Source organism: Kribbella sp. NPDC051936 (assembly GCF_040680955.1).
In the GTDB taxonomy this organism is placed as follows: Bacteria; Actinomycetota; Actinomycetes; order Propionibacteriales; family Kribbellaceae; genus Kribbella.
Window position 1 is genome coordinate 774,562 of sequence record NZ_JBFAXS010000003.1, and the last position, 25,521, is coordinate 800,082.

Consider the following 25,521-nt stretch of genomic DNA (forward strand, 5'->3'; position numbering starts at 1 on the left):
GGCTTTTCCCGGGTTCGGCGGGCGGCTGTATGGTGATTCCTCGCCGGGACCTGCGGTCGCGGTGACCGTCCGCAAGCATCGAGGTGTCACAGCTCCGCATGGAACAAGAAGCCCCGGCCGGCTGGGAATTCTTCGACTCCGTCGATTTCCCGACCGATCACATCGACGACCCGATGGGTCGTCCGCGGGTCCGGCATGTCGTCACCGCGGTGGTGGTCGGGCATGAAGGCGCGGCCTGGCTGCCGCGGCTGTCCGAGGCGTTGTGGGCGCTCAACCCACGCCCGGACCGGCTGATCGCGGTCGACACCGGATCCACCGACGACACCGCCGAACTGCTCGCCGCGATGCCCGGCGTGGAGCCGGTGGTCAGCGTCTCCGCGCGGACCGGCTTCGGGACGGCGGTCGCCCGCGGTCTCGAGGCGCACGGGTTCGCGCCGATCCCGAGCGCCGTCGGTCCGTACGGCGACGACGGTCACATGCCGGTCGTGGAGTGGCTCTGGCTGTTGCACGACGACTGCGCGCCGGCGCCCAAGGCCCTGGAGAAATTGTTGCTCCAGGCCACTATGTCGCCGAACACCGGCGTCTGGGGCCCGAAGCTGCGGCTCTGGCCGCGGGACCGCGAGCTGCTCGAGGTCGGCGTCACCACGTCGCTCGGCGGCCGCCGCGACACCGGCGTCGAGAACGGCGAGCTGGACCAGGGACAGCACGACCAGCTGCGCAACGTGCTGGCCGTCAGCTCGGCCGGCATGCTCGTCCGCCGCGACGTCTGGGAGGCGCTGCACGGTTTCGACCCGCGGCTGCCGATGTTCCGCGACGACATCGACTTCGGCTGGCGCGCCAGCCGCGCCGGCTACCAGGTCGGTGTGGCGCCGGACGCGGTCGTCTACCACGCACAGGCCGCGGCGACCGGTGAGCGGGCGTTGGCCGGCACCCGGCGGCACGCGTACCAGCTCGACCGTGCCCACGCGTACTACACCGTTCTCGCGAACGCCCCGGGCAAGCTGCTGCCGCTGCTGATCCTGCGGTTCCTGTTCGGCGCCGTGATGCGGTCGATCTGGTTCCTGCTCGGCAAGACGCCGTCCGGCGCGGTCGACGAGTGGACCGCGTTGCTCGGCACCCTGCTGGCCGGCGGCTGGACCCAGGCCCGCAAGAATCGCCGGAATCTCGACCAGGTGCCGTACGACGACATCAAGAACTTGTTCTCCCGGTCGGTGCACGCCTTGCGGCACAACCTGGAGGAAACGACCAGCACCATCTCCGAGCGGATCCGTGAAGCCTGGGCGGACGAGCCGGAGGAGCAGGTCGTCACGACCGCACGCCGCGCGAAGTCGACCGCGCGGGTAGCGGTCGACCAGCCGAGGTGGCGGCGGCAGCTGATCCGGCGGCCGTTCCTGGTCGCGTGGGTCGTGCTCGCGATCGGTGCGCTGATCGCGGCCCGCGAGCTGATCGGCGGCGGAGTCCTGCGCTCCCATCTGCTGTTGCCGGCGCACGACAGCCTTGCGGCGTTGTGGCATGCGGCGGCATCTGCGCCGCCGGGCGTGACCCCGCCTGCCTGGTTGGCCCAGTTCTGGGCGTTCTCGACGGTCATGTTCGGCCCGGGCGGAGCGACGAATGTCCTGCTGCTCGGCGCGGTTCCGCTGGCCGCGCTTGCCGCGTGGGCGTTGCTGCGCTCGTTCGTCGTCGACCGTGTGGCACGGGCCTGGGGCGCAACGGCGTACGGGCTGGCGGTTTTCGCGAACGGTGCGGTCACGCAGGGCCGGCTCGGGACGTGTGTGGCGGCGATCGTGCTGCCGCTGCTCGGTGCAGCTGTGCACACCGTCGCGCGGCGGCGGCGCGTCTACGTGCAGGGCAGCTGGCGGGCCGCGTGGTTCGCCGGGATCTGCCTCGCCGTCCTCTTGGCGTTCACTCCGGCGCTGGGTCTGCTGGTCGGTGTCTGCCTCGTCCTCGGCGCGGTGTTCGGGCTCGGCTGGCGGCGACAGGGACGGCAGTTGGTGTTCTCGGTCGTCCTCGGTCTCCTGCTTGTGCTGCCGTGGACGATCGACCTGGTGCGGCACCCATCGAAGCTGGGGCAGGAAGCGGGCGGTCCGCCGACCGCGGCGATCGGTCCGGGCGACAGCCTGCCGCATCTGCTGACCGGTACGCCGATCGGTGCGCCGACGCCGTGGTGGTTCGTCGTACCGCTGATTCTCGTGGCGCTGGTCAGCCTGCTGCGTCAGTCGCGGCAGCGGTACGAGTTGCTCGGCTGGTTCGCCGCGCTGGCCGGTCTGGCCGGGACGCTGGTCGCCAGCCGGCTCGGCGGCGGCAGCGGACCGTTGATGTTCCTGATGACCGCGGGCTGGATCATCACCGTCACGGTCGCGTGGGACTCGGTCGGCAAGTCCACCGAGCTCATCGTCCAAGGCGTACTTGGTGTCGTGCTGCTGACGACTGTCGTGACGGCAGGCTTCTGGTTGGTGCGCGGGACCGACGGCCCGCTGTGGCGCGGCCCCGCTCAGGACCTCCCGGCGTACCTCGTCGCTGCCCAGGATCCGCCGGAGAACCAGTCGATCCTGGTGGTGCGGAAGGCGCCCGAGGGTCAGATGCGGTTCTCGCTGGTCAAGGACGGCGGACCCCGGATGGGATCGCTCGAGGCGGCGCCGACGGCGGCGCAGACCAAGCCGCTCACCGGTGTCCTGGCGACTCTCGGCGGCGGCGGTAGCGGCGAAGAGGGCCGGCAGTTGGCCGCTCTCGCGATCGACTACGTGTACTTGCCCGGCCCGGTGGATCCGACGCTGCAGTCGACTCTCGACTCCCTGCCCGGCCTGACCAGGGCCAGTGCGAACGACGGTGACGCTTCGTGGCTGGTGGACCGTTCGAAGGTCGAGGGCAAGACGCCGCTGGTCGACCAGACCCACATGGTGTGGCGGATCCTCGGCCTGATCGGCTGGATCCTCGCGCTGATCTTCTGCCTGCCGACCGTGCGCCGCACCGTCGCCGTACCGCAGGGCACCCACGCGAGGAGGGTCCGGTGAGCCGGTTGCTGTCCGACCCGCGGCTGCGGATCGGAGCTGTTGTCCTGGCCATGGCCGCACTGGCCGGGCTCGGAGTGGTCACTCATCCGAAGAAGGCCGACACCCGGGTGGAGGCCGCGGTCACCGAGCCGGCCCGCACGGTCGTGAACCGCACCGCCATGGCCTGTCCGGTGCTGGCTCCCGGCGGCAAGATGACCAGCGTGGTGAACGGTGTGTCGCCGACGCTGCCCGACGGGACGCCGACCGCGCCCGGGACCGCGGAGCCGCTGTCGATCGCTCCGCTGCCGGCGACGTCGGACCCGGTCGGATCGCTGCTGAAGCGCGGCACCATCGGATCGAGCGCGGTGGCGGTGAAGCCGGAGACGCTGTCGATCCAGGGCACCGGACCGCTCGCCGCCGGCACGGTCGGCACGAGTACGACGACCGCGCAGGAAGGCGTGAACCGCGGTATGGCGAGCGTGCCGTGCCAGCTGCCCGGATCGGACTTCTGGTTCGTCGGCGCGTCGGGGGCGAGCGACCGGCGGGACGTGCTGGTGCTGACCAACCTGGACACCGTCAACGCGGAAGTCAACGTCAGCGTGTACGCGCGGACCGGCGCCCAGGACCTGCCCGCGGCGCGCGGCATCGTGGTCCCGGCGCGCGGCTCGTCCGAGCTGTACCTCAAGCAGGTCGCACCGAACCTCCGAGACCTCGCTCTGCACGTGGAATCGACCGGCGGCCGGGTAGCGGCCGCGGTCCGGTCCAACGCGTCGAACGGCAGCGAGCCGGCCGGGGTGGACTGGCTGAACGCCTCGGCGGCGCCCGCGACCAAGGTGTTCGTGCCGGCGGTGGCGCCCGGCGGCGGCCTGCGGATCCTGTCCGTGGCGAACCCCACGGATCTGCAGGCGACCGCGAGCCTGACGGTGAACGGGCCGAACGGTCCCTTCAAGCCCGCGGGACTGGAGACCGTGCAGATCGCGGCGGGCTCGGTGAAGACGTTCATGCTCGATCCGGTGCTGCACGGTGACGCCAGCGGTGTCACCCTGACCTCGGACCAGCCGGTGACCGCGTCGATGCGGATGACCGATGCGAGCCGGCAGGAGTTCGCGTCGATCGGGTCGGCCGAGGCGCTGACCGGACCGGCGTACCTGGTCATTCCGGCGCACAAGCAGCCGGCGCTGCTGCAGGTGACCGCGCCGGGCAAGAACGGGAGCGTGAAGTTCGAGCTACGGGACGCCGTCGACCGGGTGCTGAGCACGCGGACCCTCGACGTCGTCGGCGGCGCGACCTCGCAGATCCCGTTCCCGGCGCAGCCGCGGCCGACGTACCTGATGGTTCAGCAGACGCGCGGGAGCGTTGTCGCGGGCGTCACGTTGATGCCGGCGGCGAAGCCCGCGGACGACGACGTACCGCAGGTGGCCGCCTGGCCGCTGAACACGTCATTGGTGTTCCGCGCCCAGCTGGGCGCCCAGCCCGACGTGAGCGCCGCGCTGCGCTAGGCCCTGTCAGCCTTCGTTGGTGTTGGCGCCGGGGTCCTGGAGCATGCGGAGGTGGCGCCGGCGGGCCACCTCGACCGGGGCGCCCGGCGTCCCGGCTCCGGGCTCGCGGCGCGGCAGCGGGCGGGCTGCTTCGCGGACCGCGTTCGCCAGTGCTTCCAGATCGTCCGAGGACGGTCCGGCGGCGGCCGGGTCCGGAGCGAGCCGGATGACCTCCCAGCCGTTCGGCGCGGTGAGGCGATCGGCGTGGTCGGCGCACAGGTCGTAGCAGTGCGGCTCGGCGTACGTCGCGAGCGGACCGAGGACACAGGTCGAGTCGGCGTACACGTAGGTGAGCGTCGAGACGGCCGGCTTCTGACATCCGGCACGCGAACAGATCCTGGCGATGCTCACGGACAGACGTTACCCCCACTAGGCTGAGCGCGTGACCGAGGCTCGCCGTCATCGCAGGCACATCGACCGCCACGGCCGCGGCATGCTCGGCCCGATCAGCAGGCCGAGCACGTTCGCGCCGCGGGGGCTGCCGCTGCAGCGGTCTGCCGCCGCGCAGTTCGACGAGGTGGTCGCGATCGAGGTGACGCGGCTGGAGAAGCGGCTGCCGCAGGTGGTCGCGCGGGTCGAGTTCGCGATCGAGGACGTGCCGAACCTCGACCTGGACGCCACCGAGATCCCGCTCACGCACGCCACCGGCGGCACCTCCCACGAGCCGTACCGGATCGTCGTGTTCCGGCGGCCGATCGAGCTTCGCGCCGAACGCTCCGGCGCCGGCCTGGCCTGGCTGGTCCGCTCCGCGCTGGTCCTCGAGCTCGCCGACGTCCTGGCGCTGTCCCCCGAGCAGATCGACCCGGACTTCGACGCCGACGACGACTGACTTCCGCAATTTGCCTGGTAGGCCCACCAAATGGGGGGTTCTACACCCTGGACCTGGGTGTAGAACCCCCCATTTCGCTGGCTGGCCAGGCAAATTGCGCGAAGTGCGGGGAGCCGGGGCGTTACCGGTCTGTTAAGACAAGTCGGTTGACGGGTGTTGAAACCTGTTCCGTAGTGTGGGAAGCGGTTGTGTCCTTCGTTGTCATCGGGAGAGGATCGTCTTTGTGAACGATCAAAAACTGCGGGTCGGTGTCGTCGGACTGGGCTTCGCCGGACGGACGGCGCTGGAGGCGTTCTCGGAACTGCCGGACGTCGAGGTGATCGCGCTGGCGGGTCTGGAGAAGGACGTCCTGACCAGCCTGGGCGAGAAGCACGGCGTACCGCATCTGTACGAGAAGTGGGAGGACCTGCTCGAGACCCCGGGCCTGGAAGCGGTCAGCATCGGTACGCCGACGCAGCTGCACGCCCCGATCGCCCTCAAGGCGCTCGAGAAGGGTCTGCACGTGCTGTCCGAGAAGCCGCTGGCGCGGACGGTGGCCGAGGGCACGGCGATGGTCGAGGCCTCCAAGAAGGCCGGCCGGGTGCTCAAGGTCGTCTTCAACCACCGCGAGCGCGGTGACGTCGCGGCGCTCAAGCACCAGATCGACGAGGGCCAGCTCGGCCGGATCTACTACGCGAAGGCGCACTGGATGCGCCGCAACGGCATCCCGGGGATGGGCGGCTGGTTCACGAACCGGGAGCTGTCCGGCGGCGGCCCGCTGATCGACCTCGGGGTGCACATCCTCGACATGGCGCTGCACCTGATGGGCGAGCCGCAGGTGACCACGGTCTCCGCGGACACCTTCGCCGAACTCGGCCCGCGCGGCAAGGGCAGCCGCGACCCGAACGCGAACACGCTCGGTTCGGCGTTCGAGGTGGAGGACCTGGCCACGGCGTACCTGCGCCTGAAGGGCGGCGGTGCGCTGCAGCTGGAGACCAGTTGGGCGACGTTCCGGGCGCCGGGCGACAACTTCGGCATCGAGCTGTTCGGTACCGACGGCGGCGCGAAGATCGAGGTGCAGAACTACACCAGCGACGACACGCTGCGGATCTTCACCGATGTCGGCGGCGTACCGGCCGAGGTGAAGCCGGCGACCGGTGCCGGGCTCGGGCACCGCGCGGTCGTCGCGGAGTTCGTCCGGATCGTCACGAGCGGTGAGTGGGAAGGCCAGAACGGGTCCGAGGCGCTGCTGCGGACCGAGATCATCGACGCCTGCTACGCCTCGGCGAAGGCGGGACGAGAGGTTGTGCTCAATGACCAGGACAACTGACGGTCCGATCCGCGTCACCGTCTGGGGCGAGAACGTCCACGAGGGCCGCGACGAGTCCGTGCGCAAGGTCTACCCCGACACGATGCACGAGACGATCGCGGCCGCGCTGCGGGACAAGCTCGGCCAGGAAGTGGTCGTCCGTACGGCGTGGCTGCAACAGGACGAGCACGGCCTGACCGAGGAGGTGCTCGCCGACACCGACGTGCTCACCTGGTGGGGTCACGCCGCGCACGGCGACGTCGACGACGCGGTCGTGGACCGGGTCCAGCAGCATGTGCTGTCCGGTATGGGCCTGATCGCGCTGCACTCGGCGCACTTCAGCAAGATCTTCATCAAGCTGATGGGCACCACCTGCTCGCTCGACTGGCGGGCCGAGAACGACCGTGAGCTGATCTGGACGGTCGCCGCCGGGCACCCGATCGCACAGGGCATCCCGCACCCGCTGGTGATCGAGCGCGAGGAGATGTACGGCGAGCTGTTCGACATCCCGCAGCCGGACGAGCTGGTCTTCGTCAGCTCGTTCTCCGGCGGCGAGGTGTTCCGCTCGGGCTGCTGCTACCGCCGCGGCCAGGGCCGGGTCTTCTACTTCCGCCCCGGCGACCAGGAGTACCCGACGTACCACCAGCCCGAGGTCCAGCAGATCATCGCCAACGCGGCGCAGTGGGCCGCTCCGACCAGCCCGCGGCAGCTCCCGACGGTCCACCACCGCAAGGATGTCGGCTGGTTCGACAAGGCCTAAGGCCCTGTCTGGTAATCCATCGCCTACTGCGGGGCACTCGGCACCTCCTCGCGACGGCGCTGGATCACCAGACAGGACCTCGGCTCTCAGAGTCTCCGCTGCCAGGTCAGGTGGCCTTCGTCCATGGTGGCGTGGCCGTCGGCGCCGGCCGCGACGTTGGGGTCATGCGTAGCGATGATCACCGCGGCGCCGCGGCCGGCCTCCCGGCGGAGGAGGTCGAGCACTCGCTCACGGTTCGTGCCGTCGAGTTCGCTGGTGGACTCGTCGGCGAGGATGACGCGGCCCTGCTGGGCGAGTCCGCGGGCGACGGCGACGCGTTGCTGCTCGCCGCCGGACAGTTCCTCGACCAGATGGTCGCCGCTGTCCTGCAGCCCGACGTCGGCCAGTGCCTGCTCGACGTGACGGTCGACCGCTTCCGGCTCGGTGCGCTTGGCGAGCAGCGGCAGCGAGAGGTTCTCCCGGGCGGTCAGGACCCGGGCCAGACCGTTGCCCTGCGGGATCAGTACGACGCCGTGCGCCGCGGCCGCGGGCCGATCGGCGATCGTCAGGCCGTCGACCTCGACGTGGCCGGACTTCGCCCGGACCGCGCCGGCGATGGCCCACAGCAGCGAGCTCTTGCCGGCGCCGGACGGCCCGCTGACCGCGAGAACGAACCCCGGCGGCACGTGCAGCGACACGTCCGCGACGGCGACCAATTCGTCGTAGGCGACGGTGAGGTTGGAGACCGTGATCACGACTGACCTTCTTGCTGTACAGGGCTCAGGCGAACGTCGCCGTCCTCGGTGGTGGTGACGCGGAGCAGGGTTCCGGGGGCCAGCAGTTCGGCGACGTGCGGCGGCAGCGGCAGCGACCCGTCGGTGGCGACGACCGCGAACTCCTCGCCGCTGCGCCCCTCGGACGCGATCCGGCCGTCGCGGATGGTGACGGTCCGGGGCAGCACCGCGGCGACCTCGGGGTCGTGGGTGACCAGCAGCACCGTCATACCGGTGCTCTCGTTGACGGTCGAGATCGCGGCGAGCACCTCGTCCCTGGCCCGGTGGTCGAGTTGGCTCGTGGGCTCGTCGGCCAGCAGCAGGCCGGGGAACGTGGCGATCCCGACCGCTACCGCACAGAGCTGGATCTGCCCGGGCGTCAGCGACGTCAGCGGCGTTCGGGCGTGGTCGGCCAGACCGACCAGGTCGAGGACCTCCTCCGGCGCCGGTAGGGACTGGTCGCGCGCCGCGGCACGCTGTGCGTAGCGGACGTTGTCGACGGGGGACAGGTAGGGGATCAGATTGCGCCCGGCTCCCTGCAGCACGATGCCGATGTCGCGTGCGCGCATCCGGTCGAGCTCCGGCTCGGTCATCGTCGTCAGGTTGTGCTCGCCGATCTGCAGGCGACCGGCGCTCGGCGTCAGCAGGCCGCCGCACAGCTGCAGCAGCGTGGACTTGCCGGCGCCGGACGGGCCGAGCAGTCCGACGAACTCACCGGGACGCACCGTGATGCCGATGCCCGACAAGGCCGCGACGTCATGGCCCTGGCTGCGGTAGATGTGCACCAGCCCGCTCGTGCTGATCGCCAGGCCGCTCACGACAGCTCCTCCCGGATCCGGACGTAACCCGCGCGCCGGTTCACGCCGGTGCCCAGGACCAACGTGGTCGCCGTCAGCACCAGAGTGCCGGCCAGCCAGAGAATCACCGCTCCGGACCAGTTGATCGCCAGGTCGAGCGGGATCGGCGACGGTTCGGACGTCTCCGCGAACAGCGGGAACATGGGCAGCGCGATATGGGCGCCGACGATGCCGCAGGCCGACCCGAGCAAGGCTGCCAACGCGACCGGCCCGGTCTGTTCCCACCGTGCGGCCCCTCCGGTCGTCGACGCCGGTACGCCGTTGATCCGCAGGCTCGCGTAGTCCTGCGCGCGGGATCGCCAGGAGCTGACGCCCATCAGCAGCAGCACGATGACCGCGAGCGCCCAGCTGGCGAGTCCGACGACCGGGGTGAGCTGGAGCGCGAGGGCGCTGGCGGAGCGCCCGTACCCCTCGATCCGGTCGGACCGCCGATCGACGAGGGTCGGGGTCAGCCCGGCCGCGGTGAGCCCGTCGACGACCTTGCCGAGGTTCGCGAGCCCGTCGGCGTTCAGCCAGAGCTCGAGATCGGTCGAGGTGTCGTCGACGTTCCCGCCGAGCCGGCGGACGGTCTCCAGGTCCATCACGGCAGCACGTTCGGTGTGCCGCGGCATCGGTGTCCGCAGGCTGTCCACCTTGGTGATCGGGATCGACAACCCGTCGAGGCCGGGTACGGTCTGGACCTCGCTGACGGAGAAGTCCTGACTCACCAGCGCCGGGACAGGCGAGGGGATCGCGGCGTGCTGGAGGGTCAGGTCGCTCCCGAGGCTGGTCACCTCGAGCGTCAGTCCGTTCGGCCGGCTCTTCGCTGCGATATGGCTCTGGTCGTCGTCCCCTGCCGGCGGGCCGCTCGTCCAGTCCTGGGCCCTGCCCAGCGGGATCGACGGCTGGGTATCGGTCGCCAGCCGGCTGATCGCGATCTCGCCCTTGGCGCCCACGGGGTCACCCACCTCGCGGGCGACTCCGAGCCGGATCAGTTGGCAGGACGGCCGGCAGTCCATCGGCGTACTCAGCTGGACCGGGCCGCTGCGGCCCAGCGGTATCGGCGGGAAGCGCACCAGGTAGCGCGCCCCTCTGCGCTGGTTGACCACCGTCGCCTGCAGGATCACGGATCTCGCGCGGCCCTCGGGAGTGAGCTCCTCGCCGTCACTGGTGGGCGGTGCGTACGACGCCGTCGTGCCGACGTCGGCGGTCACCTTCAACTGGTCGCCGACGACCTTGATCGGCTGCGGCTCCGCCGGCGCCCGAAGATTGCCGAACCCCTCGGTTTCGGCAAGCCGGTCGCCGCGGAAGGCGATCCGCCGGTAGCTGTCCGGCTCGATGAGCACGGCGCGCAGACTCTCGGCCGCGGGCGCCTGGGTGAGCACGACCGGCGTCAGCCAGCGCCGGTCGGGATCGACCTTGTTGATCGCCGCGGTGAAGTCGATGAGGTTGATGGTGTCGATCGCGAGGACCGCCTCGGCGCCGGTCTCGTAGCCGGCCCTGGTGTCCCGGTTGCGACCGGCCACCGAAGCCGCCTGACCGGCGAACGACACCAGGCCGGTCGCGACGGCGACCACGGCGACAAGCCGCGTCACGGCTGGACGCCGGGCCACCTGCAGAGCGCCGAGCGCGAGACCGAGACGCCCGTTGCGCAGCGCCCGACGGCTCACCAGGCCGGCGACCGGGAGCAGCAGATGGGCGAAGGCCAAGCCGGCGGCCAGCGCGAGCAGGGTCGGGGTCAGGATCGGCAACGGACCCCGTCCGCCGCTGGTCAGTCCGGTCACCAGTCCGGCCGATGCGACGACGATGACGATCAGATCGATCAGACCGATGGTCCGGTGGCTTCCGCGGGGCGCGATCCGCCGGAGCAGGCTGGAGATCGGCCGGCGTACGACCGTACGAACCGACAGCGCGACGACTGCCAGCCCTGCCAGAGCTGCGAGACCGACCGCTGCCGGAACCGTCCACGGCACTTCCAGGGGCGGTACTCCGGCCAACCAGGCCGCTCGTACGGCGAGGAGCATCGCGAAACCGGCGGCCGCGCCAAGCACCGTACCGAGCAGCACGGGCACGCTCAGCTCGACGGCCAGCGTCCGGCCGATCGACCCTGCCCCCGACCCGCGGAGTCGCGAGACGGCCAGCTCGGGGCGGCGCTGGTCGACCACTGTGGCCAGCGCGAGTGCCAGGACGACCACGCCGAACAGGGCCACCTGCACCATCACCAGCGGAATGATCGTCGTGGCCTGGCGTCGCTCCGCCTGGATGCCGTCGATGACGTCGATCAGTCCTGAGCTGTTCTGCGCGTCGATGCCGCGTTCGGCGATCTGTGCTTCGAGCTGATCGGTCACCTGACGGATCCGAGCCAGGTCGTCGACTCGCACGCTTCCCGGCTGCGGGCGGGTGTCCAGCGTCGAGTAGGCGCCCCAAGGCCCCGCGGAGAGGGTGTCTCGCTCGGTGAGCAGGAAGTCGCCGAGCGCGGCCTGGGAGTCGCTGGCCTGCCGCGAGTTCCCGATCGGTCTCCGGCCGAACCAGTAGATGGCCTCGGCGTCCGCCTGGTAGATCCCGACCACCCGGAGCGGGCTGCGGGTGGGGTTGCTGGCCGTCTGGGCATTGATCGTCGCCCCGACCGCCAGTCCGAAGTTCTTCGCGTCTGCTGCCGACGCGGCGACCTCACCGGGGCTGCGGGGACACCGGCCGGCTGTCAGTTCGAGTTGGGCGCAGTAACCGTCCCGCCAGACCACCCGGCTCTGGACGGTCGGTCTGTCGTCGCCGAGGCCCCAGATCACTGCTGCGGCCCGCCCGTACACAGGTGGGGTGAACTGCTGCTTCAGGTCGGCAGGGACGAGTTGGTCGAGCTCCTCCGGCGGAGTCGATTCGGCCGATCCGCCGACGATCGTCTTCGGGACCGTCTTGACTTGCCAGGCCGCCGAGTTCCACTGGCGCGCCAGGGTCTCGGTCGTGACGGTCTGTTCGACCGCGCGCGCGAACCAGGGCGCGAACGCCGCGCAGGTGCCGATCAACAGGCTGACCCCGGCCAGGACCATCGCCTGGGACCACCGGTACCGCAGAGCCTGCCGCAGGAACATGTTTGGCCACCCCCCAGCCGCCAGGTCACGCCTGTCGGTGACCAAGGACCGAACATACGGAACGAGAGGGGCAGCGTCAGGACGCCGGCTGACAACGATGCCCAGTTGTTGCCTGCCGCACGCGGAGCGAGGCTGGGATACAGCTTGGCCGACGGGCCGGATAGGGTCCGTGCATGGCTGATGTTGCGGGGATCTTCAAGGCTTACGACGTCCGGGGGGTTGTGCCGGAGCAGTTGGACGAGTCGGTGGCCCGGGCGACCGGCGCGGCGTTCGTCGAGGTCCTGGACGTGCTCGCGGGGCCCGGCGCGGTGGTGATCGGGTACGACATGCGCCCGTCCAGCCCGGCGCTGGCGGCCGCGTTCGCGGAGGGCGTGGCGAGCACCGGGGCGGACGTCATCGACATCGGCCTGGCGTCCACCGACCAGTTGTACTTCGCGTCCGGCCGGCTCGACCTGCCCGGCGCGATGTTCACCGCCAGCCACAACCCGGCGCAGTACAACGGCATCAAGATGTGCCGCGCGGGCGCCGCCCCGGTCGGCTCCGACTCCGGTCTGCGCGACATCGCCGACCTGGTCGCGAAGGCCCTGACCGAGCGCCCGGCGGCCGGGTCCGCGACCGGGCACATCACCCGCAAGGACCTGCTCACGGCGTACGCCGACCACCTGCACGACCTGGTCGACCTGAGCGGCATCCGACCGCTCACCGTGGTCGTCGACGCCGGCAACGGCATGGGCGGCCACACCGTCCCGGCGGTGTTCGCCGACGGCCCGGTGACGATCGTCCCGATGTACTTCGAGCTCGACGGCAGCTTCCCGAACCACGAGGCCAACCCGCTGGACCCGAAGAACCTGGTCGACCTGCAGGCCAAGGTCCGCGAGACCGGGGCCGACCTCGGCCTGGCCTTCGACGGCGACGCCGACCGCTGCTTCGTGGTGGACGAGAAGGGCGACCCGATCTCGCCGAGCGCGATCACCGGCGCGGTCGCCGTCCGCGAGCTCGCCAAGCACCCGGGCGCGACCATCCTGCACAACCTGATCACCTCCAAGGCGGTCCCGGAGCTGATCGCCGAGCACGGCGGCGTCCCGGTCCGCACCCGGGTCGGGCACTCCAACATCAAGCAGAAGATGGCCGAGACCGACGCGGTGTTCGGCGGCGAGCACTCCGCGCACTACTACTTCCGCGACTTCTGGCGCGCCGACACCGGCATGCTGGCCGCGCTGCACGTGCTCGCGGCGCTGGGCGAGCAGGACCGGCCGGCCAGCGAGCTGTTCGCCGAGTACGAGCGGTACGTGGCGTCCGGCGAGATCAACAACAAGGTCGCGGACGCGGCGGCGACCGTCGCGGCGATCGAGGACACATATTCTGGCGTCGACGGCGTGACGGTCGACCATCTGGACGGGTTGACGGTGTCGGCGGGACAGTGGTGGTTCAACGTCCGTGCGTCGAACACGGAGCCGTTGCTGCGGCTGAACGTCGAGGCCGCGGACCGGGCCGAGATGGAACGCGTCCGTGACGAAGTACTGGCCCTGATCACCGGCGCATCGGTGGAGGAGAACTGAATGGCAGTCAATCTGGACCCGGATCTGCTGAGCATCCTGGTCTGCCCGAAGTGCCGCTCGGAGTTCCGGGTGGACGACGAGGCGAACGAGCTGATCTGCACCAACGCCGCCTGCGCGCTGGCGTACCCGGTGCGTGACGACATCCCGGTGCTGCTGATCGACGAGGCCCGGGACACGCGCGCGGAGTCCGAATCCGCGAGCAGCTGATGAGCGTCTTCGACGACACCCGGCTGGACGACCCGGCGGTACTCGAGGCCTCGGACCACCTGCTGCGCCGCCTGGCGATGGCCGGTGCCCGGATCCGCGCCGAGCTGGAAGCGTCCGAGGACGTGCTGGCCAAGCTGGAGTCCGACGGCTTCCGGCCGCGGGCCGTGGTGGCCGCGGGCCGCGACGCCCGGCTGGTCCGGGCCGTGCTGGAGCCGCTCTGCCCGGTTCCGTTTCTCGCCTGGCCCGGTCCCGGGCTGCCCGGCTGGGCCGGCCCGCTGGACCTGGTGATCGTCCTCGGTGGTGCCGCCGAGGACACGGACGCGGTGTCGGCCGCCGGTGAAGCGGTACGGCGTGGTTGCGGGCTGATGGTCGCCGCGCCGGAGGACTCGCCGGTGGCGATCGCCTCGGCCGGTCTCCGGCATGCGATCCGGCTGCCGTCCCAGTCGGACGACCAGTTGGCTGCGGCCGTCGCCGTGCTTCAGGCGCTGCACCAGATGGAGCTGGGCCCGGAGGTCGACCACAAGGCCGTGGCGGCGTTGCTGGACGACGTGGCGATCGAGTGCTCGCCCAACAACGATGTGGCGGCCAACCCGGCGAAGGAGCTCGCTCTGGTGCTGGCGGATGCGTTGCCGCTGGTCTGGGGTGGCTCTGTCCTGGCAGCGCGTGCTGCCCGCCGTGTCGTCGAGGCGCTACGGCTGGCCAGTGGACGGCCGGCCCTGGCCGCGGACGCGGGCCATCTGCTTCCGGTGCTGAACCAGCCGCCGCGGGACTTGTTCGCCGACCCGTTCGACAAGCCCGAGGAGCTACGGCCGGCGCTGATCATCCTGGACGACGGTGTCGACGAGGCCGGCATCGCCGAGCACCGCGACAAGCTGGAGTCCAAGGCAGAGGCACACGACGTCCGGGTGCACACGATCAGGCAGGCCAGCGGCACGGATGTCGCCCGGTACGCCGCTTTGACCCAGCAGGGTCGCTACGCCGCGGCGTATCTCGGGATCGGCCTCGGCCGGTACGGCATGGCGACCGTGGACGACCCGGTCGGGTCAGGCAACCCCTCGGAGGATCCGGCGTGGTAGTCCCGCTGCAGAACACCATCCGCGACTACGCGTGGGGTTCGCCGACCGCACTGCCGGAGTTGCTCGGCGTACAGCCGACCGGCGAGCCGCAGGCCGAGCTGTGGATGGGTGCGCACGAGTCCGCTCCGTCGGTCCTGCCGAACGGCGACACCTTGTACGACGCGGTGTCCGCCGACCCGGGCGCGGTGCTGGGGGAGGAGACGGCCGAGCGGTTCGACGGCCGGTTCCCGTTCCTCGCGAAGCTGCTCGCGGCGGCGCAGCCGTTGTCGATCCAGGCACACCCGTCGCGGGACCAGGCGATCGACGGGTACCAGCGGGACGAGGCCGCCGCGATCCCACGGGACGCCGCGGACCGCAACTACAAGGATGCCTGGCCGAAGCCGGAGATCCTGATCGCGCTGGAGCCGTTCGACGCGCTGGTGGGTTTCCGGCCGCTGGAGGCGACGGTCGCGCTCCTCGACGCGCTGGCCCCGGCCGGGTTCGAGGAGCTCACGGACCTGCTCCGCAACGGCAAGCTCCAGGACGCGTTCAGCGGTTTCATGAGCACCGACCGGGACGCGATCCGCCCGCTGGTCGCGGCCCTGGGCGAGGCCGTCGCGCAGTACCCGGGCGACGCGTTCCCCCTGGAGCGCGAGACGCTCGCGAAGCTGTGCGCGGACTTCCCGGATGACCCCGGTGTGCTCGCGGCCCTGTTGCTGAACAGGGTGCGTCTGCAGCGGTTCGACGCCGTGTACCTCCCGGCCGGGAACGTGCACGCCTACCTGCGGGGCCTCGGCTTCGAGGTGATGGCGAACTCCGACAACGTGCTGCGCGGCGGGCTGACGAGCAAGTACGTCGACGTACCGGAGCTCGTCTCGGTGGTGGATTTCGAGCCGCTGGCCGACCCGGTGCTGACCGCGACGGCGGACGGGATCTACGAGACAGGGTGTGAGTACTTCGCGATTCACCGGGTGGACCTGTCGTCGGGCGAGCGCACGATCGACGGCGTCGGGCCGCGGATCGTCTGCTGTGTGGACGGCTCTGTCGATGCTGCCGGCAAGGAATCCGTCGTGACGTTGTCCGCTGGTCAGTCGGCGTTCCTCGCCGGACCCGAAGGACCCTGTACCCTGCGTGGTTCCGGCACGGCGTTCGTCGTCGCCGCACGCTAACTGGAGGACCTGAACAACCATGGCTGGTGGCGGGAACAAGGCCGTTGTCGCGGCTTTGCTGGCGAACACCGGGATCGCGGTCACCAAGTTCGCCGCCTGGGCGCTGACCCAGTCGGCCTCGATGCTGGCCGAGGCGATCCACTCGCTCGCCGACGCGGGCAACCAGGTGCTGCTGCTGGTCGGCGGTCAGCGGGCCAAGCGCGAGGCCGACGAGCTGCACCAGTTCGGGTTCGGCCGGGAGCGGTACGTCTACTCGTTCATCGTGTCGATCGTGCTGTTCAGCGTGGGTGGTCTGTTCGCGCTGTACGAGGGCTACCACAAGGTGCACGACCCGCACGGGATCGACAACTGGAAGTGGGTCCCGGTCGCGGTGCTGGTGGTCGCGATCGTCATGGAGAGCCTGTCGTTCCGGACCGCGATCGTCGAGGCGAACAAGCTCCGCGGACACGTGTCCTGGGTGAAATTCGTCCGGAACGCGCGCGCCCCGGAGCTGCCGGTCATCCTGCTCGAGGACTTCGCGGCGCTCACCGGTCTGGTGCTGGCGCTGATCGGCGTCGTCCTGACGCTTGCCACCGGCAACGGTGTGTTCGACGGTCTCGGGTCGATGGCGATCGGCGCGCTGCTGGTCTGCGTCGCGGTCTTCCTGGCGATCGAGATGAAGTCGCTGCTGCTCGGCGAGTCCGCGACCCGCGAGTCCCAGGCCCGGATCGTCGCCGCGATCGAGAACACCCCGGGTGTCCAGCGCCTGATCCACATCAAGACTCTGCACCTCGGCCCGGAGGAGGTCCTGGTCGCCGCGAAGCTCGGCGTCGAGCCGACCGCCGACGCGGCCGTCGTCGCGGAGACCATCGACGCCGCCGAGCGAGCCGTCCGCGCCGCCGAGCCGATGAGTCAGCACATCTACCTCGAGCCCGACATCTTCCACGAGCACCACGTCCCCGACGAGCGCCCCGCCGTCCCCGAGGCCCCGTCCCACTAACGCCCATCTCAGGGGTCAACCCCTCACCTTGCCGGTTGGCACCGCGCATGCCGGTAGGCGAACCGTCCATCGCGGGGGTTGACCCCGCAGATGGACATCACCGTGGTCTGGGTGGCAGTACGCCGGAGCGGCCGAGCCAGCGGAGGGCGCGGTCGCGGTCGATCTCGGCCTGGGTCGGCGGCGCGGTGAGGCGGCCGGTGCGATAGCCGAGGTTGCGGATGTCGGCCGCCACGGACGGCTCGGCCAGCGCGCGCAGTGCGAAGGCGAGTGCCGCCGGCGTCACGTCGTACCGGCGTTCGAGGTCGAGCGCCAGCCGGACGGCGGCGAGGTCGCGGTCGTCGTACTGGCGCTGTGACGTGTGCTCGGAGCGGGAGCGCGGCAACAGCCCGAGTGCCTCCCGGTAGCGGAGCATGCGCGGAGTGGTACCCAACTGGCGAGCGGCCTCGGTGATGCGCATAGCATCAATCCTGACATTTCGGTGTCAAAAATGCGCCTGGAGCGATCAAACCGCGTGGCTCGGCCCTCTAGGCTCGGGCAGGTAGTAATCACAGTCTTCAGCAGGGGAGCGGCATGACCTTCGACTACAAGGTGGCGGATCTCGGCCTGGCCGAGTTCGGGCGCAAGGAGATCCGGCTGGCCGAGCACGAGATGCCGGGCCTGATGGCGATGCGCGAGCAGTACGGCGAGAGCAAGCCGCTGGCCGGCGCGCGGATCATGGGCTCGCTGCACATGACGATCCAGACCGCCGTGCTGATCGAGACGCTGGTCGCGCTCGGCGCCGAGGTGCGCTGGGTGTCGTGCAACATCTTCTCCACCCAGGACCACGCGGCGGCCGCGGTCGTCGTCGGCCCGGACGGCACGGCCGAGAACCCCGCCGGAGTCCCGGTGTTCGCCTGGAAGGGCGAGACGCTGGAGGAGTACTGGTGGTGCACCGAGCAGGCGCTGACCTGGCCCGGTGAAGGCCCGAACATGATCCTCGACGACGGCGGCGACGCCACGATGCTCGTCCACAAGGGCACCGAGTTCGAGAAGGCGGGCGCCGTGCCGGACCCGTCGACCGCGGACTCCGAGGAGTACGGCGTCGTCCTGAGCCTGCTGACCCGGACGCTGGCCGAGTCGCCGACGAAGTGGACGACCATCGGTCAGGGCATCAAGGGTGTTACCGAGGAGACCACCACCGGCGTGCACCGGCTGTACGAGATGCACAAGGCCGGCGCGCTGCTGTTCCCGGCGATCAACGTCAACGACTCGGTCACCAAGTCGAAGTTCGACAACAAGTACGGCTGCCGGCACTCGCTGATCGACGGCATCAACCGCGCCACCGACGTCCTGATCGGCGGCAAGGTCGCGGTCGTCTGCGGGTACGGCGACGTCGGCAAGGGCTGCGCCGAGTCGCTGCGCGGTCAGGGTGCGCGGGTGATCGTCACCGAGATCGACCCGATCTGCGCGCTGCAGGCCGCGATGGACGGCTACCAGGTGTCGACCGTGGACGACGTCGTCGGGATCGCCGACATCTTCGTCACCACGACCGGCAACAAGGACGTCATCACCGCCGACCACATGGCGGCGATGAAGCACCAGGCGATCGTCGGCAACATCGGCCACTTCGACAACGAGATCGACATGGCCGGGCTGTACAAGGTGCCGGGGATCGAGCGGGTCAACATCAAGCCGCAGGTCGACGAGTTCCGCTTCCCCGACGGCCACACGATCATCGTGCTGTCCGAGGGCCGGCTGCTGAACCTCGGCAACGCCACCGGGCACCCGTCGTTCGTGATGTCGAACTCGTTCACCAACCAGGTCCTCGCGCAGATCGAGCTGTTCGTGAAGACCGCCGATTACCCAACCGAGGTGTACGTGCTGCCGAAGCACCTCGACGAGATGGTCGCCCGGCTGCACCTGGACTCGCTCGGCGTGAAGCTGACCGAGCTCACCAAGGAGCAGGCGGCGTACCTCGGCGTACCGGTCGAGGGCCCGTACAAGGCCGAGGCCTACCGCTACTGAGGTCGTTCTGTGAACACCCCCCGCGCCGTGGCGCGGGGGGTGTTTTCATCGGATCGCGGTAAACAGGTCCTTGTCAGCGACCCGGCCGAGGACGGCTCAGGACCAGTGGCCGGCTTCGTTGCTGCCGGGGGCGGCCCAGCCTTCGGCGTTCACGGTCGCGGGACGGGACTGGGCCGGCGGTGCGGGTGGCGCGAAGAGGCCGGGCGGCGGAGGAGCCGGCGGGAGGGCGCCGTACGGGCTGGGCGGGGCGAACGGGCCGACGGGCACGGCGTACGACGGGGCCGGGGCCGGGGCGGCTGGGCCGTACGGTGATGGGGCTGGTGGGTATGGCGAGGTGGAGGGGAAAGGGCCGGTCGGCAGGGGGCGGTGGGTGGAGAGGCGTTGGAGTTCGCGGCGGCGGCGTTCGGCGAGGACGGCCGACAGGTAGGCGGGGGCGATGACCTGGGTCGGCGGCGCCGGCGCGATGACGGCAGCAACCCGGGCGGCCAGTGCCTCGCCGAGTGCGTACTGCGGGCCGGGCAGGAGCTCGGTGAAGCGGGCCAGGTAGTCGCGGGCCGCATTCGCCAGCTCGTCGGACAGCCGCGACAGCTCCAGCGACTGCGCCCACTGGACCAGATGACCGGGCACGAACAGCGGCGGCGACGCCATCGGCTGGTTGCGCTCGCGGATGACGACCGTCCCGGACACCATGTCCCCGATCCGCTTGCCCTGCTTGTTCATCAGGCTAGCGACGATCCCGGGACAGGCCGCGAACCACGGCGCGAAGTCGACGAAGAACCACATCAGCGTCCGCACCAGCGCGTGCCGGAAGCGGATCGAGCTCCCGTCGTCGCGCACCACCTTCAGCCCGAGCACCATCTTGCCGAGCGTCCGCCCGCGGGTCAGCGTCTCCATCACGACCCGGTAGCCGACCACCACGAGCAGCACGACGACGAAGATCAGCGCACCCGCCAGCGCCTCACTGACCTCGCTCCCGAACAGGAAGCCGGCCAGGAGCGCGATCAGCACGCTCAGCACGATGCCTTGCAGCAGCATGTCGATCGCACACGCCAGCGCCCGCGTGGGCATCCGGGCGATCCGCACCTGGAGGACGACTGCTTCGCCGGTGACCAGCTGGGACACTCCGCCGCCCCCCTCCTGCGTAGACACTAGGTCCGGTTAGTCTGCCACCAGTCGGGTGGAGGAGGTGTGGCGGTGGACGTAGAAGCGTTTGTCTCGGTGCACCAGCCGCAGTGGGACCGCTTGGCGTACCTGACTCGCCGCCAGCGCCGCCTGTCCGGGGCGGAAGCCGAAGAGCTCGTGGTCCTCTACCAGCGGGTCGGCACGCACCTCGCCGCGCTGCGAGCGGCCGGGGCGGATCCGGTGTCGATCGGCCGGCTCTCCGGTCTGATCGCCGACGCACGCGGCGCCGTGACCGGCGTCCAGGCACCTGTCTGGCGCGACATCTCGAAGTACTTCCTGGTCAGCTTCCCCGCCGCGCTGTACGCCTCCAGACGCTGGTGGATCACCATCGGTCTGCTCTTCTACCTGGTCGCCGCCTGGGCCGCCTGGAGAGTGCTGGCACACCCCGAGGTGATCGACTCGATCGCCACACCGGACCAGATCAAGCAGCTCGTCGAGCACGACTTCGAGGCGTACTACTCGGAGAACCCGGCACAGGACTTCGCGCTGCGCGTCTGGATCAACAACGCGACCATCAGCGCCGCTGTCCTCGCGCTCGGCATCCTGCTGATCCCGTCCGTCTTCGTGCTGTGGGACAACGCGCTCAACCTGGGCCTGAGCGCCGGACTGATGATCGGCCACGACCGCGGCGGTCTGTTCTTCAGCCTGATCGCGCCGCACGGCCTGCTCGAGATCACGGCGGTGTTCGTCGCCGCCGCGGCCGGCCTACGGCTCGGCTGGGCCTGGGTCGTACCAGGACCGCGCACACGCATGCAGGCTGTCGCGCAGACCGGCCGTGCCACTGTCGGTATGGCGATCGGCCTGGCCGCGGTGCTCCTCGTCACCGGCCTGATCGAGGCGTTCGTCACGCCGTTCCTGCCCGGGCCGCTCCGGGTCACCATCGGTATCGTCGCCGAGCTGGCGTTCCTCACGTACGTCTGGACGCTGGGTCGCCGCGCGTACCGTCAGGGTGAGTACGGCGACATCGACGAGTCGGACCGCGAGGCGAGCGCACCCGTCTCCGCCTGACAGTTTCCGCACTGGGAACTGCTCAGGTGTGACTACTACCGCCCAGGAAGTTCGATACAGCCGGCCGTACCGGTACGCGGTGACGGTCGGCCTGGTGGCGTACGGCGTCGTACACCTGCTGATCGCCTGGATCGCCCTGCAGCTCGCGTTCGGCAAGTCGTCGCAGGAGGCTTCACAGCAAGGCGCCCTGCGGGAACTGGCGGACCAGCCGCTCGGTGGCGTGCTGTTGTGGGTTGTGGCGATCGGGCTGTTCGCACTGGCCGTCTGGCAGGTACTGCAGGTGATCTGGGGCCACCTGGAACCGCACAAGAAGCTGTCGTCGGTCGGACGCGCGATCGTCTACGTGGTGCTGGCCATCAGCGCGGTGAAGGTCGCGGTCGGCTCGGGCGGTTCGGGAACCGGTCAGCAACGGAGTGTCTCTGCCCGGCTGATGGGGCACGGCTGGGGACGGGCCGTGATCATCGCGGTCGGTGTCGCGATCGTCGCGATCGGTTGCTACCACGTCTACAAGGCGATCACGAAGAAGTTCACCGAGGACCTGGTGGGCGGCGTCTCGGACGTGACCGTCGCGCTGGGCCGGATCGGGTACGGCGCGAAGGGCTTCGCGTACGCCGTGGTCGGCGTTTTGTTCGGCTGGGCGGCGATCGCCTACGACCCGCAGAAGGCCGGCGGCCTCGACACCGCGCTGCACACGATCAAGGAACAACCCGCCGGCTCGGTGTTGCTGGCCGTGCTCGCGGCCGGCATCGCTGCTTTCGGCGCCTACTGCTTCAGCTGGTCCCGGAACGCCCGCCGCTGAGGGTCCTCGTCAGGCCGGGAGGTCCCGCCGGCGGAGGCCGATCAGGCCGGCGAAGGCGACGACGAGCGCGATCGCGAGCAGTGCGACGAACGGTCCGGCCGACACCGCTCCGCCGGGGAGCGACGGGAGATGGGTGAAGGGCGAGAGGTCCCGGATCCAGCCGGCTGTGCTCACTCCGGCGCTCACCAGCCCGATCAGGATGCAGACCGCCGGGCCGGCCCACGACACCATCGAGGCCCGTGGGAACAGACCGAAGATCGCGATCGCTATCGCCGCCAGCACCCACACGGCCGGCAGTTGGGCGAGCGCCGCACCAACCAGCCGCGGTACCTGACCACTCACATCGCCGATTGCCGCGCCGTACGCCAGTCCTTCGGCGACACCGGCTGCCAGCAGTGCGAGGGCCGGGCCCAGCAGGCTGAACACCAGGTGGCTCGCGGCCCATTGCCAGCGACTCGTCGCGGTCGCCAGCACGGGCTCGGCGCGTCCGCTGCTCTCCTCGACCCGCATCCGCAATGTGGCCTGGACGGCGTACGCCGACGCGATCAGCCCGACCAGCGTCATCACACCGGCCAGGAACGAGTCGATCAGCCCGGCCGCACCACCCATCCGCTGGAACATCTCCTGGATGCCCGGATCGTCGCGCATCATGTCGCCGACACCCTCCGCGACACCGCCGAACAGCAGACCCAGCAAGGCGAATCCGACGGTCCACGCCGCCAGCAGCCCACGATGCAGCCGCCACGCCAACGCCAACGGCGACCCCAGCTTCCCGTCCGCGGGCCCGAGCCGATCCGGCAAGATCCCGGCCCCGACGTCCCGCCGTACAGCGAGGGCAACCGCGGCTCCGATCAGGGCGATGGTTGCTGCCAGCAGCACGACGGCCAACCACCAACGGTTCTGGGCGTACGGATGGATCTGCTGCGCCCAGCCGAGCGGCGACAGGTACGACAACCACGCGAGCGGCCCGTCCGTGTGCGCACTGGTATCACCGGCAGCTCGCAGTACGTAAGCCCCGCCGAGGACACCGATCGCGATGCCCCGCGCCGTTCCCGCGCTGGCCGTCAACTGCGCCGCGACCGCGCCGAGCGCCGCGAAGAACCACCCGGTGCCGGCGTACACGATGCCGATGGCAATCGATCCGCCGAGCGGCAGATCCTGGCTGTGCATGCCGAGGGCAAGCAGTACGGCGAGCACCAGATTCGCACCGAGGACCGTGATGAGCGCCGCCGCCAGCTGGGCGTGCCGTCCGACAACGGTTGCCCCGAGCAACTCACGGCGGCCGGTCTCCTCCTCGACGCGGGTGTGCCGGATCACCGTGAGCAGGCTGATCAGCCCGACCATCACCGGCACGAACCCGAGCCGCCACGTCACGAACTCGCCCAGGCTCGGCCCGGAAAGCTCGCCGTACAAGGTGATGAAGCCGGCGTTGCTCGCATACTTGACCCGCGAGTCCGGCGTGGGGAACAGGTCGCCGTACTCCTTCACGTAGCTCACCGAGATCGCCGTGAGGAGGACGATCCAGAGCGGCAGCACGATCCGGTCCCGGCGCAGGATCAGCCGGATCAGACCGGCGGTGCCGGCCAGCGACGTCATTTCACGGCCTCGGGTTCGTACAGCCGCAGGAACAGTTCCTCGAGCGATGGCGGCTGGCTCACGAGACTCCGTACGCCGATCTCGGTCAGCCGCCGCAGCACCGGGTTGATCTCGTCCGTGTCCACGTCGAACTGGACGTGCCCGTCGATCTCCTTCAGGTCATGGACGCCGGACAACTGCGCCAGGCCGTTCATCGGTCCGACGAGCTCGGCCTGGATCGACGTCCGGGTGAGGTGCCGCAGCTCGCTCAGCGTGCCGCTCTCGACGGCGCGGCCGGCCCGGATGATCGTGACGCGATCGCACAGCGCCTCGACCTCGGACAGGATGTGGCTGGACAGCAGAACGGTCCGGCCGTCACGATCGCTGATCTCCTGCACGACGTCGCGGAAGACCTCCTCCATCAGCGGATCCAGTCCGGACGTCGGCTCGTCGAGCAGCAGCAGTTCGACGTCGGACGCGAACGCGGCGACCAGGGCGACCTTCTGCCGATTGCCCTTCGAATAGGCGCGCGCCTTCTTCCGCGGGTCGAGGTCGAACCGCTCGAGAAGCTCGGCCTTGCGCTTCTTGTCGACCCCGCCGCGCATCCGGCCGAGCAGATCGATCGCCTCGCCGCCCGACAGGTTCGGCCACAGCGTCACGTCACCGGGCACGTACGCGAGCCGCCGGTGCAGCTCGGTCGCGTCCGACCACGGGTCGCCGTCCAGGACCCGCGCCGTACCGCCGTCGGCACGCGTCATCCCGAGCAGGATGCGAATGGTGGTGGTCTTCCCCGCGCCGTTCGGGCCGAGGAATCCGTGCACCTCGCCGGTTCGCACCGTGAGGTCGAGACCGTCCAGGGCCCGGGTACGCCCGAACCGTTTGACCAGACCTTCCGTGCTGATCATCGCTTCTCCTGTTTCTCGATCTGTTCCTGGGTGAGCAGCGGGATCGTGAAGACCTCCATCAGCGCCTGGCCGATGCGGTTGTAGCCCGCCGGTGTGGTGATGTCCTCGCCCAGCGCCGTCGAGACCTGCTCGCGGAACACGAACACGCTGAGCTTGATCGCGGCCAGCGCCGCGGCGTACCCGCGCCGGTCCTTGGGGTCGATGCCGAAACTCGTCGTCCACTCCTCGACCGCGTCGACCCCCTCGAGGAACAGCGCGGTCGCGGTCTCCGAGCCGTCCATCATCGAACGGACCAGATACAGCTGCAGCGGGAACGCGAGTGGATGCAGCACGAGCGGGTCGAGCCCGGTCAGGTCCCCGTCCCTGGTCAGCTCGGAGCCGATCTGAAGCATCCGCTCCTTCGCGTACTTGTCGCACGCCTCCCGCAACGCCTCCTTCGACCCGAAGTGATGCCGCACCAGCCCCGACGACACCCCTGCCTCCGCCGCGATATCCCGAATCGAAGCCCCCTCGATCCCCCGCTCCCCGAACAACTTGATCGCCGCATCCCGAATCCGGGCCCGCGCCGTGAGATCTTCCACCGCCCGATCCATCCCCACTCCTCTCCCTACACACAACAGCAAACTCCTACACGGTCGTGTAGTCAAGTGCCCACTTGTAAAGCCCCGGTTTGGTTGGTCGCGGGTGATGCAGCCCACGCGTGCTCGGCGGACGCTGACCTGGTCGCTCCGCTCCTCACCGCCCACTCCGCGCGCTCCCACCCGCCCCCTGCTCAGCGCTCAGTCCGCGGCCAATCACCCATCACCCGCCTGACCAACCTCCCTGGACACATCACACCTCGGTCGTGCCGACTCGCCTTCACCCGCGAGCGCCAGCTCGCAACTAGCCGCCGCAAGCCGGCAACTTGTCGACGTCGGGTGAAGACTGACCCTCTATCGGCGGCTGAAAATGAACCCCCTGCGTGACCCTGTGAAGGGTGATGACAGTGGAGGACTGGGCT

Annotated in this window: 22 protein-coding genes; 13 read left to right on the top strand and 9 right to left on the bottom strand. The window is 70.1% G+C overall.

Annotated features, from left to right (window positions below):
- Window positions 1–98 precede the first annotated feature (98 nt).
- On the top strand, window positions 99–3,011 hold the full coding sequence (locus AB0L64_RS13935) for a glycosyltransferase family 2 protein (RefSeq protein WP_363710503.1): 2,913 nt from the start codon (window positions 99–101) through the stop codon (window positions 3,009–3,011).
- On the top strand, window positions 3,008–4,489 hold the full coding sequence (locus AB0L64_RS13940) for a DUF5719 family protein (protein WP_363710504.1): 1,482 nt from the start codon (window positions 3,008–3,010) through the stop codon (window positions 4,487–4,489). Before AB0L64_RS13935 ends, AB0L64_RS13940 begins: the two co-directional genes overlap by 4 nt.
- Window positions 4,490–4,495: 6 nt before the next feature.
- Here the strand turns inward: AB0L64_RS13940 and AB0L64_RS13945 are convergent, their stop codons facing one another.
- Complete coding sequence (locus AB0L64_RS13945) at window positions 4,496–4,879, bottom strand: DUF3499 domain-containing protein (protein WP_355696637.1); 384 nt, start codon at window positions 4,877–4,879, stop codon at window positions 4,496–4,498.
- Between the two features lie 31 nt (window positions 4,880–4,910).
- Between AB0L64_RS13945 and AB0L64_RS13950 the strand changes: the two genes are divergently transcribed.
- The 3 genes from AB0L64_RS13950 to AB0L64_RS13960 all read left to right on the top strand — a co-directional run bounded on the left by AB0L64_RS13950 (window position 4,911) and on the right by AB0L64_RS13960 (window position 7,405).
- Entirely contained in the window at window positions 4,911–5,357 is a 447-nt protein-coding gene (locus AB0L64_RS13950) for a metallopeptidase family protein (RefSeq protein ID WP_363710505.1), read from the top strand.
- A 223-nt stretch (window positions 5,358–5,580) separates the two neighbouring features.
- Window positions 5,581–6,666 carry a Gfo/Idh/MocA family oxidoreductase gene (locus tag AB0L64_RS13955; RefSeq protein ID WP_363710506.1) on the top strand — a complete coding sequence of 362 codons (1,086 nt, stop codon included), beginning with the start codon at window positions 5,581–5,583 and terminating at the stop codon, window positions 6,664–6,666.
- Window positions 6,650–7,405 (top strand): ThuA domain-containing protein, encoded by a 756-nt coding sequence (locus AB0L64_RS13960; protein WP_363710507.1) that lies wholly within the window; start codon window positions 6,650–6,652, stop codon window positions 7,403–7,405. The genes AB0L64_RS13955 and AB0L64_RS13960 overlap by 17 nt, the downstream gene beginning before the upstream one ends.
- Window positions 7,406–7,491: 86 nt before the next feature.
- Here AB0L64_RS13960 and AB0L64_RS13965 read toward each other — a convergent pair whose 3' ends face one another.
- Genes AB0L64_RS13965 through AB0L64_RS13975 form a run of 3 tightly spaced genes read right to left on the bottom strand, consistent with a single transcriptional unit; the run spans window position 7,492 to window position 12,079 of the window.
- Window positions 7,492–8,139 carry an ATP-binding cassette domain-containing protein gene (locus tag AB0L64_RS13965; RefSeq protein ID WP_355696644.1) on the bottom strand — a complete coding sequence of 216 codons (648 nt, stop codon included), beginning with the start codon at window positions 8,137–8,139 and terminating at the stop codon, window positions 7,492–7,494.
- The gene (locus AB0L64_RS13970) at window positions 8,136–8,975 is read right to left on the bottom strand and encodes an ATP-binding cassette domain-containing protein (protein WP_359935299.1); all 840 of its coding nucleotides are present in this window, start codon (window positions 8,973–8,975) and stop codon (window positions 8,136–8,138) included. Before AB0L64_RS13970 ends, AB0L64_RS13965 begins: the two co-directional genes overlap by 4 nt.
- Window positions 8,972–12,079, bottom strand: coding sequence for an FtsX-like permease family protein (locus tag AB0L64_RS13975; RefSeq protein WP_363710508.1), 3,108 nt, complete (start codon window positions 12,077–12,079; stop codon window positions 8,972–8,974). Before AB0L64_RS13975 ends, AB0L64_RS13970 begins: the two co-directional genes overlap by 4 nt.
- A gap of 173 nt (window positions 12,080–12,252) precedes the next feature.
- Here AB0L64_RS13975 and AB0L64_RS13980 point away from each other — a divergent pair, with 173 nt between their 5' ends.
- From AB0L64_RS13980 to AB0L64_RS14000, 5 genes are read left to right on the top strand one after another with little or no spacing between them, the layout of a single operon-like run.
- The gene (locus tag AB0L64_RS13980; protein WP_363710509.1) at window positions 12,253–13,638 is read left to right on the top strand and encodes a phosphomannomutase/phosphoglucomutase; all 1,386 of its coding nucleotides are present in this window, start codon (window positions 12,253–12,255) and stop codon (window positions 13,636–13,638) included.
- Window positions 13,639–13,845 (top strand): Trm112 family protein, encoded by a 207-nt coding sequence (locus tag AB0L64_RS13985; protein ID WP_363710510.1) that lies wholly within the window; start codon window positions 13,639–13,641, stop codon window positions 13,843–13,845.
- Window positions 13,845–14,921 carry an SIS domain-containing protein gene (locus AB0L64_RS13990; protein WP_363710511.1) on the top strand — a complete coding sequence of 359 codons (1,077 nt, stop codon included), beginning with the start codon at window positions 13,845–13,847 and terminating at the stop codon, window positions 14,919–14,921. Before AB0L64_RS13985 ends, AB0L64_RS13990 begins: the two co-directional genes overlap by 1 nt.
- On the top strand, window positions 14,915–16,069 hold the full coding sequence (manA, locus tag AB0L64_RS13995; RefSeq protein WP_363710512.1) for a mannose-6-phosphate isomerase, class I: 1,155 nt from the start codon (window positions 14,915–14,917) through the stop codon (window positions 16,067–16,069). Before AB0L64_RS13990 ends, manA begins: the two co-directional genes overlap by 7 nt.
- 19 nt (window positions 16,070–16,088) lie before the next feature.
- A complete protein-coding gene (locus tag AB0L64_RS14000; protein WP_363710513.1) occupies window positions 16,089–17,048 on the top strand; it encodes a cation diffusion facilitator family transporter in 960 nt (319 codons plus the stop codon).
- Between the two features lie 97 nt (window positions 17,049–17,145).
- Here AB0L64_RS14000 and AB0L64_RS14005 read toward each other — a convergent pair whose 3' ends face one another.
- Window positions 17,146–17,505, bottom strand: a complete 360-nt coding sequence (locus AB0L64_RS14005) for a MerR family transcriptional regulator (protein ID WP_359935311.1) — start codon at window positions 17,503–17,505, stop codon at window positions 17,146–17,148.
- 113 nt (window positions 17,506–17,618) lie between these two features.
- On the opposite strand from AB0L64_RS14005, the gene ahcY reads away from it, so the two are divergent.
- A complete protein-coding gene (gene ahcY, locus AB0L64_RS14010; RefSeq protein WP_363710514.1) occupies window positions 17,619–19,052 on the top strand; it encodes an adenosylhomocysteinase in 1,434 nt (477 codons plus the stop codon).
- 96 nt (window positions 19,053–19,148) lie between these two features.
- Here ahcY and AB0L64_RS14015 read toward each other — a convergent pair whose 3' ends face one another.
- Window positions 19,149–20,201 (bottom strand): RDD family protein, encoded by a 1,053-nt coding sequence (locus AB0L64_RS14015; RefSeq protein WP_363710515.1) that lies wholly within the window; start codon window positions 20,199–20,201, stop codon window positions 19,149–19,151.
- A 45-nt stretch (window positions 20,202–20,246) separates the two neighbouring features.
- Here AB0L64_RS14015 and AB0L64_RS14020 point away from each other — a divergent pair, with 45 nt between their 5' ends.
- Together AB0L64_RS14020 and AB0L64_RS14025 are read left to right on the top strand one after the other, a co-directional pair.
- Window positions 20,247–21,242 (top strand): stage II sporulation protein M, encoded by a 996-nt coding sequence (locus tag AB0L64_RS14020; RefSeq protein WP_363710516.1) that lies wholly within the window; start codon window positions 20,247–20,249, stop codon window positions 21,240–21,242.
- 28 nt (window positions 21,243–21,270) lie between these two features.
- Window positions 21,271–22,041, top strand: coding sequence for a DUF1206 domain-containing protein (locus AB0L64_RS14025; RefSeq protein WP_363710517.1), 771 nt, complete (start codon window positions 21,271–21,273; stop codon window positions 22,039–22,041).
- Window positions 22,042–22,050: 9 nt separating this feature from the next.
- Here AB0L64_RS14025 and AB0L64_RS14030 read toward each other — a convergent pair whose 3' ends face one another.
- From AB0L64_RS14030 to AB0L64_RS14040, 3 genes are read right to left on the bottom strand one after another with little or no spacing between them, the layout of a single operon-like run.
- Window positions 22,051–23,637, bottom strand: coding sequence for an ABC transporter permease (locus AB0L64_RS14030; protein ID WP_363710518.1), 1,587 nt, complete (start codon window positions 23,635–23,637; stop codon window positions 22,051–22,053).
- On the bottom strand, window positions 23,634–24,521 hold the full coding sequence (locus tag AB0L64_RS14035) for an ABC transporter ATP-binding protein (RefSeq protein ID WP_363710519.1): 888 nt from the start codon (window positions 24,519–24,521) through the stop codon (window positions 23,634–23,636). The genes AB0L64_RS14030 and AB0L64_RS14035 overlap by 4 nt, the downstream gene beginning before the upstream one ends.
- Window positions 24,518–25,114, bottom strand: coding sequence for a helix-turn-helix domain-containing protein (locus AB0L64_RS14040; RefSeq protein ID WP_363710520.1), 597 nt, complete (start codon window positions 25,112–25,114; stop codon window positions 24,518–24,520). Before AB0L64_RS14040 ends, AB0L64_RS14035 begins: the two co-directional genes overlap by 4 nt.
- Window positions 25,115–25,521 lie beyond the last annotated feature (407 nt).

Coding starts and splice junctions, on each gene's coding strand:
- AB0L64_RS13935 (WP_363710503.1), top strand. CDS start 99: ATGGAACAAGAAGCCCCGGCCGGCTGGGAATTCTTCGACTCCGTCGAT.
- AB0L64_RS13960 (WP_363710507.1), top strand. CDS start 6,650: ATGACCAGGACAACTGACGGTCCGATCCGCGTCACCGTCTGGGGCGAG.
- AB0L64_RS13975 (WP_363710508.1), bottom strand. CDS start 12,079: ATGTTCCTGCGGCAGGCTCTGCGGTACCGGTGGTCCCAGGCGATGGTC.
- AB0L64_RS13980 (WP_363710509.1), top strand. CDS start 12,253: ATGGCTGATGTTGCGGGGATCTTCAAGGCTTACGACGTCCGGGGGGTT.
- AB0L64_RS13985 (WP_363710510.1), top strand. CDS start 13,639: ATGGCAGTCAATCTGGACCCGGATCTGCTGAGCATCCTGGTCTGCCCG.
- AB0L64_RS13990 (WP_363710511.1), top strand. CDS start 13,845: ATGAGCGTCTTCGACGACACCCGGCTGGACGACCCGGCGGTACTCGAG.
- AB0L64_RS14000 (WP_363710513.1), top strand. CDS start 16,089: ATGGCTGGTGGCGGGAACAAGGCCGTTGTCGCGGCTTTGCTGGCGAAC.
- AB0L64_RS14005 (WP_359935311.1), bottom strand. CDS start 17,505: ATGCGCATCACCGAGGCCGCTCGCCAGTTGGGTACCACTCCGCGCATG.
- ahcY (WP_363710514.1), top strand. CDS start 17,619: ATGACCTTCGACTACAAGGTGGCGGATCTCGGCCTGGCCGAGTTCGGG.
- AB0L64_RS14030 (WP_363710518.1), bottom strand. CDS start 23,637: ATGACGTCGCTGGCCGGCACCGCCGGTCTGATCCGGCTGATCCTGCGC.
- AB0L64_RS14035 (WP_363710519.1), bottom strand. CDS start 24,521: ATGATCAGCACGGAAGGTCTGGTCAAACGGTTCGGGCGTACCCGGGCC.
- AB0L64_RS14040 (WP_363710520.1), bottom strand. CDS start 25,114: ATGGATCGGGCGGTGGAAGATCTCACGGCGCGGGCCCGGATTCGGGAT.